Source organism: Piscicoccus intestinalis NBRC 104926, assembly GCF_001515525.1.
GTDB classification, from domain to species: Bacteria; Actinomycetota; Actinomycetes; order Actinomycetales; family Dermatophilaceae; genus Kineosphaera; species Kineosphaera intestinalis.
Genome location: NZ_BCNQ01000141.1, coordinates 1 through 11,695, shown reverse-complemented (window position 1 = coordinate 11,695; position 11,695 = coordinate 1). Strand labels below are relative to the sequence as shown.

General features: G+C 67.7%; 14 protein-coding genes. All 14 read right to left on the bottom strand.

The window, feature by feature from the left end; translation table 11 throughout:
• Positions 1–40 precede the first annotated feature (40 nt).
• Positions 41–412 (bottom strand): hypothetical protein, encoded by a 372-nt coding sequence (locus PINTE_RS17510; protein WP_068433347.1) that lies wholly within the window; start codon positions 410–412, stop codon positions 41–43.
• Between the two features lie 141 nt (positions 413–553).
• Positions 554–2,317: a bifunctional DNA primase/polymerase gene (locus PINTE_RS17505; protein WP_245643027.1), complete on the bottom strand. Its 1,764-nt coding sequence runs from the start codon at positions 2,315–2,317 to the stop codon at positions 554–556.
• A gap of 40 nt (positions 2,318–2,357) precedes the next feature.
• Positions 2,358–3,619, bottom strand: a protein-coding gene (locus tag PINTE_RS17500; RefSeq protein WP_373280175.1) for an IS3 family transposase whose coding sequence is annotated in 2 segments (ribosomal slippage) — positions 2,358–3,265 and positions 3,265–3,619 — 1,263 coding nt in all. Because the reading frame shifts where the segments join, the coding sequence is not laid out codon by codon here.
• Positions 3,613–4,920 (bottom strand): ISL3 family transposase, encoded by a 1,308-nt coding sequence (locus tag PINTE_RS17490; RefSeq protein WP_068433339.1) that lies wholly within the window; start codon positions 4,918–4,920, stop codon positions 3,613–3,615. Before PINTE_RS17490 ends, PINTE_RS17500 begins: the two co-directional genes overlap by 7 nt.
• 467 nt (positions 4,921–5,387) lie before the next feature.
• Entirely contained in the window at positions 5,388–5,657 is a 270-nt protein-coding gene (locus tag PINTE_RS22155; protein ID WP_169798565.1) for a helix-turn-helix transcriptional regulator, read from the bottom strand.
• A 326-nt stretch (positions 5,658–5,983) separates the two neighbouring features.
• On the bottom strand, positions 5,984–6,172 hold the full coding sequence (locus PINTE_RS17485; protein ID WP_157087335.1) for a hypothetical protein: 189 nt from the start codon (positions 6,170–6,172) through the stop codon (positions 5,984–5,986).
• 41 nt (positions 6,173–6,213) lie between these two features.
• Complete coding sequence (locus PINTE_RS17480; protein WP_068433329.1) at positions 6,214–6,888, bottom strand: hypothetical protein; 675 nt, start codon at positions 6,886–6,888, stop codon at positions 6,214–6,216.
• A gap of 1 nt (position 6,889) precedes the next feature.
• Positions 6,890–7,306: a hypothetical protein gene (locus PINTE_RS17475; protein ID WP_157087334.1), complete on the bottom strand. Its 417-nt coding sequence runs from the start codon at positions 7,304–7,306 to the stop codon at positions 6,890–6,892.
• 82 nt (positions 7,307–7,388) lie between these two features.
• Positions 7,389–7,610, bottom strand: a complete 222-nt coding sequence (locus PINTE_RS17470) for a hypothetical protein (protein ID WP_068433325.1) — start codon at positions 7,608–7,610, stop codon at positions 7,389–7,391.
• Between the two features lie 122 nt (positions 7,611–7,732).
• On the bottom strand, positions 7,733–8,464 hold the full coding sequence (locus PINTE_RS17465) for a hypothetical protein (RefSeq protein ID WP_157087333.1): 732 nt from the start codon (positions 8,462–8,464) through the stop codon (positions 7,733–7,735).
• A 90-nt stretch (positions 8,465–8,554) separates the two neighbouring features.
• Positions 8,555–9,094 carry a Uma2 family endonuclease gene (locus tag PINTE_RS17460; RefSeq protein ID WP_169798564.1) on the bottom strand — a complete coding sequence of 180 codons (540 nt, stop codon included), beginning with the start codon at positions 9,092–9,094 and terminating at the stop codon, positions 8,555–8,557.
• Positions 9,095–9,411: 317 nt separating this feature from the next.
• Complete coding sequence (locus tag PINTE_RS17455) at positions 9,412–10,053, bottom strand: VOC family protein (RefSeq protein WP_068433318.1); 642 nt, start codon at positions 10,051–10,053, stop codon at positions 9,412–9,414.
• A 26-nt stretch (positions 10,054–10,079) separates the two neighbouring features.
• On the bottom strand, positions 10,080–10,904 hold the full coding sequence (locus PINTE_RS17450) for a TrmH family RNA methyltransferase (RefSeq protein ID WP_068433316.1): 825 nt from the start codon (positions 10,902–10,904) through the stop codon (positions 10,080–10,082).
• A 64-nt stretch (positions 10,905–10,968) separates the two neighbouring features.
• On the bottom strand, positions 10,969–11,268 hold the full coding sequence (locus PINTE_RS17445) for a hypothetical protein (RefSeq protein ID WP_068433315.1): 300 nt from the start codon (positions 11,266–11,268) through the stop codon (positions 10,969–10,971).
• Positions 11,269–11,695 lie beyond the last annotated feature (427 nt).

The following is an 11,695-nucleotide window of genomic DNA, read 5'->3' as shown; positions in this document are numbered from 1 at the left end:
ATGGCCCGTAGAACACGCGAACGGCCTTCGGCGGGTGGAACTACCGACGGACCCAGAACTTCTGTAGAAACACGCGCAGCGCCCCCGGATGCAGGAGTCCAGGCCGAGGGCCGAAGGTCAGGTCCGACAGCAGGTCCAGCAGTCGGTCGTAGTCGGCGACGGGAAGCCTCAGCGCCAGCACGGCATCCGTGGTGGCCGGCCACTGGTCGATCCGGTCCGGCTTGATGGTCTCGTTCAGCGAGGCCAGCAGGATGTAGAGGGCAGGATGGCTGCGCAGCAGTCGGAGGAGGAACTCCTCATCCGTTTCGTAGGAGCGCGGGACGTCCGTCTGTCGTGGGTGGGATGCGCTCCACCCACTCCAGGCTTGCTCCAGCCGTTGCCCGACTGCCCTGTCGTCCTCGAGTGTGGTCATTTCCTGGCCCTCTGGTTCCGTCGTGGTGGTTCCGGGCTACTGGTACTGGTTCTACTGGTTCTATAGAGAACCAGCCAGAACCAGTTACCAGAACCAGCGCCCGGTGGTTCTAGAACTGGTTCTCAGCTGGTTCTAGAACCACTACATCTTCGCCAGCCACTCACGACCAGCGTCCGTCAGTCGGAAGTTCTTCTCACGACCTCGTGCGTCTTCATCGTTCGTGAGGTAACCCTCCAGCCGCAGCGCGTTCTTCGCGGTCAGCCACCGGTCGTGGCCCCACTTGAGTTCGACCTTCAGCGCGTTCACGGACGTGTCGGGATAGTCTCTGAGGAACCGTGCGACCTCAACGCCGTCGCTGTTGAGGATGGCTTCAAGCGAGTCCACCGCCTTGCCGAGGTTCTCCGCCAGCGTTGCCTTGCGGACGTACACGGACCCCGCTGCCTGCTCCATGACGAACGAGATGTCAGCGAACGGCGGCGCGCCACCCTTCATCTTGATGTTCTTGATCACCTGGTTCTCGACCTGCATCACCACGTCCAGCGCCTGCCTCTGCCGAGAGGAACCGCGCTCCCGCGACTTGTCCCACCCCGTGTGGTGGACCAGGCCGACAGCAGCGCCTGTCTCGTGCGCGATGCGTTGAATGGAGCGCTTCACGACCGTGAAGTCCTTCGACTTGTCCTCGTCACCGGACGGCATGTGGTCCGCCTGGGTGTCGAAGACGATCAGCCGCCAGTCATCCGTCTGCGCGAGCAGATCGTCGATGATGGCGTCCACGTCGTCGTGGCTCATGAGGTCGAGCTGCTGCTCGACGCTGTAGAGCAAGCCGTCCTCCGTGGCGTTCGGGTTGCCGGCCAGCCAGGCGTTGAGCCGCATCCCCGCGTCGAAGCCACCCTCACCGAGGATCAGCGCCGCACTGCCGCGATGCGCGACGCCGTGATCCATCCACGGGATGCCGTTCGTCACGCTGAGCGCCATGTCCAGCAGCACGAACGACTTGAACTGGCCCGTCTGCCCGAACACCTGGAACAGCGACCCCTTCGGCAGCACGCCATCAATGACGAACTCGGGGACGGGTTGGTTCCGCATCTCCGACGCGGTGACCAGGTTCAGCCGCGACCTGGGCGGCAGAGCGCCGTACTGCTCGACCCACGCACCGAGCGCCTCGTCCTCGCTGTGATCCTGCTTGAACGCCTGCGCCACCTTCGCGAGCGCGTCACGCTCCGGGAACCCGCTCCGCCGAGCAGCCTCGAGGATCAGGGCCCGGACCACAGCCAGGCCGCCGTCTGCGTCGGATGCGTGCTGTCGCCGCAGCCGACATGCCCACCTGAAGAGGGTGTCGTCGCGCTGACCCTCCGGGATGCCATCCAGGATGCTGGCGCTGTCCCTGAGAGCGTCCCTGTCGCTGCCGGTGGTCGAACTACTGCGGATCGACTCAACGACGCTCACAGGCGCTTCCAGGACCTCCGCGCCGAGGTTGTCCCACCGGTACCGGCCACCCGAGACGTGACGACCGGGCGGCAGCACGACGTAGCCGCCGTCGCTGCGGACGTCCACGCCGGGCAGCCACGCGCTACGACTGCGGACGCCCTCCGTGTAGGTGAGGAAGTAGTGCCGTCCTCCCCCGCCGCTGGTCGCTGTGAGGGTCGCGCGGAGGTCGATCCCGTGCTCGTCAGCGAACGACTGCCACGACGCGAAGCCGTCGTGCTTGGTGTCGATGTCGATCACTAACACGCCCGATGCGGCACCACACGCCAGACCCCAGTTCGTCTCCGGGTACGCCGTCATCCATCGCCTCACGACCTCCGGGTCCGCGGTGGCGTCCTTGACGCCGTTGGCCGTCCGGGGGTGCTTGCCCGCGTTCTTGCACGATGACCCGTCCTTGCACGTGCAGTTCCCGCGCTTGATGGTGTGGGCCTTACCCCCGGATCTTGGACACGGGGTGTGATTACGCGGCGGTTGGCAGCGTAGCGGCCCGGCGGGCCTCGTAGGTGGACGGGGAGAGGTAGCCGCACCAGGTGTGACGGCGGCGGGTGTTGTAGCGGACGAGCCATCTGAAGACCTGCCGGCGGCAGGTCAGCTCGTCGGGCCAGCAGGCGGTGTCTTGGAGGACCTCGCGCTTCATCGTGGCGTTGAACGACTCCGCGAGTGCGTTGTCGGCCGACGAGCCGACGGCGCCCATCGACTGGGTGACGCCGAACTTCTTGCAGAGCTGGGCGTAGGCCTTGGAGCAGTAGACCGACCCGTGGTCGCTGTGGAAGATCGCGCCCTTGAGGCTGTCTCGGGTCGCGGCCGCGACGTTCAACGCTTCCTCGACGAGTTCGGTGCGCATGTGGTCGGCGATCGCCCAGCCGGCGAGCCGTCGGGAGTAGCAGTCGATCACGGTCGCCAGGTACAGGTTCGTCCCGTCCGCGAGCGGGAGGTAGGTGATGTCGCCGACGTAGCGCCGGTTGGGGCGCTCGGCGGTGAAGTCGCGCTGGAGCAGGTCGGGGTACTTCTGCCCCGACGGCTCGGGGATCGTGGTCCGCACCCGCCGCCTCTTCACATAGCCACGGATGCCCTCGGCCCGCATCACCCGCGCGACGCGCTTGTGGTTGACCCGCTCACCGGCAGGGGTGTTGTCGTTGAGCTCGGCGGTGATCCGCGGCACACCGCAAGTGTTGTCCTCGGCGTGGACGGCCCTGATCCGCTCCGCGAGCTCGGCATCGGCCCGAGCTCGCTCTTCGCGTGCCGGGGCTGCCTTGAGCCAGGCGTAGTAGGAGGAGCGCTCGATCTCGACGAGCTCGCACAGTCGCTTCACCTCGAAGGTGGCGGAGTTGTCGGCGACGAACTGGAAGCGACTCACCAGCGCGTCTCCCCGGCGAAATACTTGGCCGCCCGCTGCAGGATCTCCCGCTCGGTGGTGAGCTTGGTGGTCTCGGCCCGCAGCGCCGCGTTCTCGGCCTCCAGTCGGTCGATCTTCTGCTCCGGCGTCTCACCTTCGGGCGCCGAGGAGTTCTTCTTCGACGGCCTGGACTGCAGTGGGCTGGAGGTCAACGTCCCGTCAGCAGCGGTCTTCTTGCCGGTCCCGTAGACCTCGAGCCAACCCCGCAGCGTGCCACGCACGATGCCGAGGTCCTCGGCGATGCCGCGGACCGTGGCACCCGGGGTGGACTCGTACAAGTCGACGGCCTGACGACGAAACTCCTCGGAATAGTGGCTCTTCACAATCCACGGTGTAGTTGGGGTCTGAATCCGCCGGTCTCGAGCAGGCTGCGGGCGATGTAGTTGGTCAGGTTCCGGAAGCCGAGGGCTGAGCCGCGGAGGTGTTCGAGTCGGCCGTTGACGGCTTCGGTGGGGCCGTTGGATGTGCGGGGATGGTCGAAGTAGGCCAGCACGTCACCGGCGCGGCGGTTCAGGGTCGAGCCGAGCTTGCGGAGCTCGGCCAGCGCGGCGGGAACGCCGCGGGCGATGCTGCCGATGACCTTGTTGAGGGTGCGCCGTCCGGCTTTGGGGTCGGGGTTCCGGTAGGCGGTGACGATGTTTTGGTAGACCCTCCAGGTGACTTCGACGGCGGCGTGGTCCTCGTCGTTGAACACCGCCTCGAGTCGGGTCTTCTGCTTGTTGGTGAGCAACGCTGTTCCGGTGTGCAGGGTGCGGCGGGCGCCATAGAGCGGGTCGCCGGAGCGGCCGCGGCGGCCGAGGGTTTCGTGTTGGACGCGTTGCCGGCAGCGGTCCAGGGCGTCACCGGCGAGCTGGACGACGTGGAAGGGGTCCATCACCTCCACCGCGTCCGGCAGCTTTTCGGCGGCGGCGGTCTTGAAGCCGGTGAAGCCGTCCATCGCGACGATCTGAATGCGGTCGCGCCAGGCTTGGGGTTGTTGGTCGAGCCAGTTGGCGAACACCTGTTTGGAGCGGCCCTCGACCATGTCGAGCAGTCTCGCCGGGCCTTTGCCGTCGCGGACGGGGGTGAGGTCGATGATGACGGTGACGTACTTGTCGCCCTTGCGGGTGTGCCGCCAGGCATGCTCATCGACGCCGATCACGCTGACCCCGTCGAACCGGGCCGGGTTACTGATCAGCACCCGTTTGCCTTCAGCGAGCACGGCGTCGTTGGCGGCGTTCCAACTGACGTTCAGGCTCTCAGCGATCCGGGCCACGGTCAGGTGCTGCACCACCAGGCCTTCCAACGCCCACCGCAACGCCCGCCGCGACAGTCTCGCCCGCGGCTCGGCCGCTCTTGTGGTGTCCTGGCGCCACACATGACCGCAGCCGGTGCAGCGGTAACGGCGGATCGTGACCTCCAACACAGTCGGTCGCCAACCGAGCGGTTCATGAGCGAGCCGACGCACCACCGTGTCACGCACCACGCCCTCGCAGCCGCACCGTCGACACCACTGATCCTGCTCGACGACCCGACAGGCGAGCACCGCCCGCTGCGGCTCCAAGCGTTGCCCGACCACCACCAGACCAAGCTCATCCACGCGGCAGAACGTGGTCACATCAGGGCTCGCGAAGGTAGCGTCAGGCACGTCGAGGTCTTCCGGATGGGTTGGAGTGAGAACCCCCATCCTCGGGAGACCTCGACCCCTAACCCGTGACCGACGCGCCAGCCACCCTCACACCCAACTACACCGTGGATTGTGATGAGCCGGAATAGTTCTTCCTAGCCATGATTCTCGGATCATCTCGCTTCCCCAGCACCACGTGCTGGATTCAGCGTGTCCAAGAACCGGGGTCAGGCCCCTGTGAAGGGGAACAATGCGCCACCCACGTTGCGCGTATTCGACTGGGCTAATATCGAACTGCGTCGAAGGATCAGCGTGTTCACCGATGTTGCTCTGCGCCACGAAGTCCCCGGTCTCCATCCCGGGGACTTCGTGCATTTCAGCACTCATCGTCGCCACCGTCGGACTTGTTGATGATCGCGGCGACCTGCGCGTACGACGCTCGCAGGAAGCGGTACACGTTGTCGATGGCCTCGTCGCTGAACTGGAGGTCACTCATCGTCGGCCACCTTCTTCCGACGGCTGTGCTGGCTGGGCCGTGGAGAGAAGGGGATGACGATCATGTCCGGGTAGAAGAGTTCCTCTAGCGGAACGCCGAGCAACTCAGGGAGCTTCTCCCGCACGATGTCGTTTGGGCGATTGCGCCCGGTGACTGTGTTTCCGAGATGCGTCTGCGAGACCCCGATTTCACGGGCTGCCGCAGCAACGGTCCAACGCTTCTGCTTAAGAATGTCTCGCGCTGGCTGGAATGGACGTCTCACGGTTCCTCCTGGAACCGCCCTGCTCAGCGACACCGGCTGTTAGCACCGGTCGGGCTAACCGGTGATTGCTCAGACGCGCCGCATCTTTGCGGGTCGGAGCACTTTCACCGGAAACACGAAGAGAGGCACCCCCTCCGCGTCAGCGGTGGAGTACCTCTCCGAACCAGGATCGACCTTACAACATTTCGAGTCGTTCCCGCAAACGGTCTGCATCAACGATGAAGAGTGTCAACCTCCCGGCACCGATCACCCCGCCGATCCTCGCCCTGCCGTCCTGAGAGACCGTCCAGGCCATCTCAGACACGGCGCAGGCTACCGACGGGCGACTACCTCGGCCGGGGACTCAGCCGCCTGTAGAAGCCCTGGACGACCTGCGGGGTCCAGCACTCCTCCGGCTCGACGCCGAGGTACTCGGGTAGCGCGAGGAACGTCTCCGTGTCCGGCAGGTCGTGGCCGTCCAGGCAGCGTCGGAGGTGGTTGTGGTCCAGACGCAGGACACGAGCTACGACCCGCACGCTGCCGACCATCGCCCAGCCCGGTTGACGCCCGTACACGACTACCGCAGGTGCGCCGGAGGGTTCTTGCGCGACGTCGGGAACGTGACGACGTTCTCCGGTACGGGGTCCGGCAGCGTGATCTGCCGCTCGGCCAGGTACTCGGCCATCCGTGCCTGGACCTCCTCATCCGAGGGCAGCGGTGGACGGTCGTCCTCGTCCTCGATGACCTCCGCGTCCACGATGTCCTCGCTGCTCTTGAGGACGCCCGCGACCAGTCCCTCCCACGGCTTGACCTCGTGCTCGACGCTCATCTCCGTCTTGGCGTGGTAACCCGTCCGGTCCAAGACGATCTGGATCGCACGCAGCCGGTCGGCATCCGTGGTGGAGGGCTTCTGGAGGATCTTCTGGAGTTCGACCAACGTCGGGTCCACCATGCTCAGCAGCCGCTCCTTGGCCTTCGCCCGGACGTTCGGCAGGTTGCCGCCGTGGGTCCGGCAGACGGTCGCCCCGTGGATGGCCCACTTCTTGCACGGGTTCCCTGCGCTGGTCGTGGCGCTGCACCGCTGCCGGGGACGGTCCAGGCGAGTTCGGATCGCGTCCCGATCGCTGGCCTGCTCCACTCCCCCGTGTCGCTCGCAGAAGTCGGCACCGGTCACAGCCAGCCGCGTGCACTGCTTGCCGAAGTTCTCGTAGTCCGGCGTCTTGACCGTCGCCTGACACTGCTTGGAAGCCATGTCAGTCCTTCCACACCAGCGGCGCGAAATCGCGCTCCAGCGCGGCCGCGCACGACTGGCAGAAGTACAGGTCCACGATCGTTGACCCCGCCGAGACCCACAGGTGCTTGGTCGTGTGGTCGACCGGTGGGTCCCCGAAGGCGTAGGGGCTGGCAGCGTGGCAGCGGCAGCACCCGCTGTGCTCGGACTCGCTGGTGACGGTCTCTGCGAAGTCCTCGCGCAGGTTGCCCGTAGAGACGAGGCGAACGCTGGGGGCGGGGTAGCCGTCCCGGTCGTGGTCTTCGACGCTCCAACGCCCGTTTGCGGCTGTCTGGATGACCTCTGAGATGAAGGGGTCCTCCACCAGGTGGCCGTTGTCCGGTGCCAGCCGCTCGGCCTCGCTGATCGCGGCGAGCATCTGGTCTGCAAGTGCAGTCATGGTCGTACTTCCCGACTGCCGGTGAAGCCGGTGATACCGGGTGGCGCCGCGTCACCGGCTGAGCACGACGCCACCCGGGGTCTCACAGCGACGGCGGGGTGTACGTCGTGGAGGCGGTCACCTGCATGACCGCCGCCGCGCCCCGGTGCCGGACACCGACACCGAAGCCCCGCGAGTAGTACGACTCCGCCAGCGGGTACTGCCCGTTCGGACCGGGGATCTGACGCAGCCCCTGGTACTCACGGCGCACGTGCTGCCGGAAGGCCAGCGGGTTCCGGTCGGAGTTCGCACCCGAGGTCGCCAACGCGATGACGTAGCCCTTGGGGACGAAGTACTCCTCGACGATCCACGCCGGACCGAACCCGCCGATGACCTTCAGCCCCTCGTACTCAGCGGGCGGGCGCTGCCCGACCAGGACCTCGGTCGTCAGTAGGCCGGCGCGGACTCGGACGGGATGAAGTCGTACGGCGAACCGTCCGCCACCCGCAGCCCCCGCACGGCCTCGGTCTCCGCCGGGTTCATCAGGATGACGAGCTGCTCACCACCACCCACGCCGTAGCCGTGGTGGGTCACGTGGTTGATGAGGTCCCGCAGGTCCGCACCATCCACCGTCGCCGACTCGCTGGTGAGGTAGTGCGTGTGGTCGCCGTCGAACGTCTCGCCCGCGTACTCGGGCGGGACCTGGCCGTCGCCGTTCCACAGCGCGAAGACGGTGTGCCCGTCCTCGTTCGTACGGTTCACGTTGCTCAGCAGCGCGTTGAGGACGCCCCGGTACACGAGCCGGTTGTCCGCCTCGAGTGCCTGCGCGTGGACGGTGGCGACCTGGTCGGCCGTCGCGTCCCGCAGGAACGCCCACGTGTACCGGCTGGCCTTGTCGAACCAGCGGATCGGGAAGCCCATGCGGACCTCCGAGTGAGTGGTCCGCATCGAGGTCGGGACGCCGAACTCGGACGCCTCCTCGAAGTCGTCACCCGCGCCCATCTGACCGACGACGTCCGACTCCAGCGTCGTGTCGAAGGTGAACAGCGACGCGATGGCGGTACGTCGCTGGTTGGCGAGGTCCAGCGTCTGCTGGAACTCCCCCCAGATCTGGTTGATGTCCTGGCCGTCGATGGTCGTGGACGGCACATCAGCAGCGGTGTTGATTCCGCGAGCCATGATGGGTCTCCAAAGGAAGTGAGGGAGGGATGCTGGTGTCCGGTCCTCACCACCACTGGCGGGAGGCACCCGCGTGCCCGGCCACGCTGACTACCGGGGAGATCCGCTCACTGCCGCTGGCAGGTCTTGCGCGGCGGCCTCTGGCCTGCCGTTCTGGTTCGACAATATCCCAGTTCGACGGTATTGGACCCCTATCAGAACTTGACCGGGGTCGGCCACCCAGTACTGCGCGGCCCCGGCCCGGCGCAACCGGTCCTTCTTGATCACGAGGTCGACCGAACGCGTACTGGGCGACAGGATCTCGACGACGATGAGCGGCGCGCCGGGGATGTCACGCTCGGCGATGAGGGCGAACGGCACGACGATGAGGTCCGGCACCATGACGGTGTCGTCGGCCAGCGCGACGTCGGTGGGCGCAGCGAAAGCCATGAGCTCGAGCTCAGGGTGTTCGTGGCATGCCCGCAGGAGCAGGGCGTGCAGTTCCGCAGACATCAGCTGATGCCGCGGCCGAGGCGAGGCGCTCACGTACAGCTCCCCGTCGATGATCTCGTGGCGCCGGCCGTCGTCGGGCAGCGCGTCGCGCTCAGCACGGGTCCACCGGTGCCGAGTTCGAGATGTCGCCTGCGTCATGCCCACCATGGTGCATACCGCCGGTCATGCTGACCAGCGCCGCAGACGCGCGTGGGCGGCCCGGCCGGTTATCCACAGGCCCCCGGACCCACCCAGCCCAGCCAGACCACCCAGCCCAGCCATTCGCACGGGAGCCTGTGCCATCTGACAGGACCGGCCGAACTCGACGGAATCACCTCCGCGGAGGCGGTCCGGCGGCAACCGGGCGGTCCCGTCCCACGCGCCGAGAACGACGTCTCGACGAACGGGACCGGCGGCGTCACCTCAACCGAACAGGACGGGCAGCGGCACCTCGACGAGCAGGACGGAAGCGAGCCTCAGAGCGTGACGAGCCCACCCGGCGTCTCGAAGGTGACGCTCAACAGCCCGGCGGTGCCGCGGGGGGCGACGAAGTCGAAGCCGATGACGGTCGAGGTGGAGGTGGCGTCCGTGCCGAGCCACTCGTGCACGCGCTCGGGGTCGCCGGCGATCGTCAGGGTCTTGATGACGACGTCGGGCTCGAGGTCGACGGCCCGCGAGGGGTGCATGTCGAGGTCGTCGAACTGCACGAAGAACGGCAGCTGCGGGTCGTTGATGAGCCCGTTGACGCCGATCTGCCGCCAGGTCAGTTCGCGGCTGTCGGGAAAGATCCGGCGGCCCGGCACCGCCTCCCGCCCGAGCCGCTGCTCGAACTCGGCGATGTCGTCGACGCGGCAGACCCAGCCGAGCCAGCCGCCGCCGCGCTCCGAACACGCCCGCACGGCCTGCCCGAACGGGGCCTTGTCGCAGACGGGGTGGTCGAGCACCTCGACGACCTCGACGTAGCGGCCGTGCGCCATGGGAAGGATGACGTTGCGGGTGCCGAAGCTCGGGTGCACCCCGCCGTTGACGGCCCGCACGCCCAGTGCCTGTGCCAACCGGTCAGCGGTGGCTCGCACTCCGTCCTTCTCGGCGGCGTACGAGACGTGGTCGAGTCGCATGTCACCAATCGTCCCACAGCAAAACGTCAGGTCGGCGACGGGGCGTCGACCGCGCGGCGCCGCTGCCGCACCGCCTCGTAGGCGACGATCGCCGCCGACGTCGCGACGTTGAGGGAGTCGGCCCGCCCGGCCATCGGGATCCGCACCCGCTGCGTCGCGGCGGCCAGCACGTCGTCGGTCAGCCCGGTCTTCTCGGCGCCGACGGCGATCGCGACGGAGCCGGTGTAGTCGACGTCGGCGTAGTCGAGGTCGGTGTCGGGAGTCGTCGCGACGAGCGCGATGTCGTGCTGGGCGAGCCAGTCCAGCACCTGCGCGGCGGGGGCGGCGGCGACCGCCACGCTGTAGACCGTGCCCTTGCTCGCGCGCACGAGGTTGGGGTTGCCCCAGTCGGTGACCGGGTCGGCGGCGAGCACCGCGTCGGCGCCCGCGCCGTCGGCCGTGCGCAGCATCGCGCCGAGGTTGCCGGGCTTCTCGACGGCCTGCGCGAGCAGCAGCAGCGGCCGCGGCGGCAGCCGCAGCGCGCCCAGCTCGTGCCCGACCGCGTCGACGACCGCGAGGATGCCGTCGGGACCCTCCCGGTAGGCGACCTTCTCGAACGCGGCCCGGCTCAGCCGCACCGACTCCCCTGCCGCCGAACGCAACTGCGGCAGGGCGCCCTGGGTCGCGGCGCCGAACAGCTCCGGGCAGTAGTACAGCGACCGCACCCGGGCCCCGGCGCCCACGGCCAGCACCGTCTCCTCGAGGCCCTCGACGAGCGTGGCCCGCGCCTCGTCGCGCACGCGCCGCCGACGCAGCGCGACGAGCGACTTCAGCCGCGGGTTCGCGGGACTGGTGAGGTGCAGATCGGCCATGACCCGGTCATCATCACACGCCCCGGGCGCCCGTCGCGCAGCCGCATCCGGCCGCCGGGCTGACTCAGCCTCGGCTCTGGAACAGCGGGCCGTCGGGCAGACCGTCTCCGTCGACGAGGAGGTCGGCCATGTCCTGCAGCGCACGCAGGTAGCCCAGGAGGTAGTCGTCCTCGCACACCGGTTCGCTGCCCGGCGGGCGCCCTCGCGAGACGAGGTCGGGAACCATGCGTTCGGACCACCCGCGGATGCAGCGCGCGATCGCGACGTGGTTGTCGTAGAGCTCGGCGTACGCCCCGAACTCGTTCGGCGTGTCCGACGACGGGCCGGCGCCTGCCGCCGAGCCACCCTCGATCTGCGTCTGCACCGCCGTCTCCTCGCCGTTGTCGCCACCACCCGGACATCAAGCCCATCGGCCCGAGACGGCCGCCCCATAACGGAATTCCGGCAGCTTTTGCGAGGAATTCTTCGGCGGCCGGCGCGGGGCCGGCAGGGATAAATTACGGACGTTCCACCAATTGAGCAATTTCCTTGCAGCGCAGCACTTCACGCAGACACAACGATGCCCGAGAATGTGCAGCACCGTCTTGGACGGCTTTATATCGGACGTCCTGGAACGTCAATCTTTGCGCCCGCCATCCAGCCGCGAAAAAGACTTATGCGTCTTGAACACCCGATGCATTGACCGTCTCGAACGCGGGTGTCGCGGAGGCGGCCGGTGTCACGCGTGTGCGCCCGCCCGGCGCCGCAGCACGACCGCCTCCCACGGCGCGAGCGAGGCCGGCGCCGACGAC

What these genes read in the sequence shown, in the direction of transcription:
- PINTE_RS17510 (WP_068433347.1), bottom strand. Translation starts at nt 412, where the DNA reads ATGACCACACTCGAGGACGACAGGGCAGTCGGGCAACGGCTGGAGCAA.
- PINTE_RS17480 (WP_068433329.1), bottom strand. Translation starts at nt 6,888, where the DNA reads ATGGCTTCCAAGCAGTGTCAGGCGACGGTCAAGACGCCGGACTACGAG.
- PINTE_RS17475 (WP_157087334.1), bottom strand. Translation starts at nt 7,306, where the DNA reads ATGACTGCACTTGCAGACCAGATGCTCGCCGCGATCAGCGAGGCCGAG.
- PINTE_RS17465 (WP_157087333.1), bottom strand. Translation starts at nt 8,464, where the DNA reads ATGGCTCGCGGAATCAACACCGCTGCTGATGTGCCGTCCACGACCATC.
- PINTE_RS17460 (WP_169798564.1), bottom strand. Translation starts at nt 9,094, where the DNA reads ATGACGCAGGCGACATCTCGAACTCGGCACCGGTGGACCCGTGCTGAG.
- PINTE_RS17455 (WP_068433318.1), bottom strand. Translation starts at nt 10,053, where the DNA reads ATGCGACTCGACCACGTCTCGTACGCCGCCGAGAAGGACGGAGTGCGA.
- PINTE_RS17450 (WP_068433316.1), bottom strand. Translation starts at nt 10,904, where the DNA reads ATGGCCGATCTGCACCTCACCAGTCCCGCGAACCCGCGGCTGAAGTCG.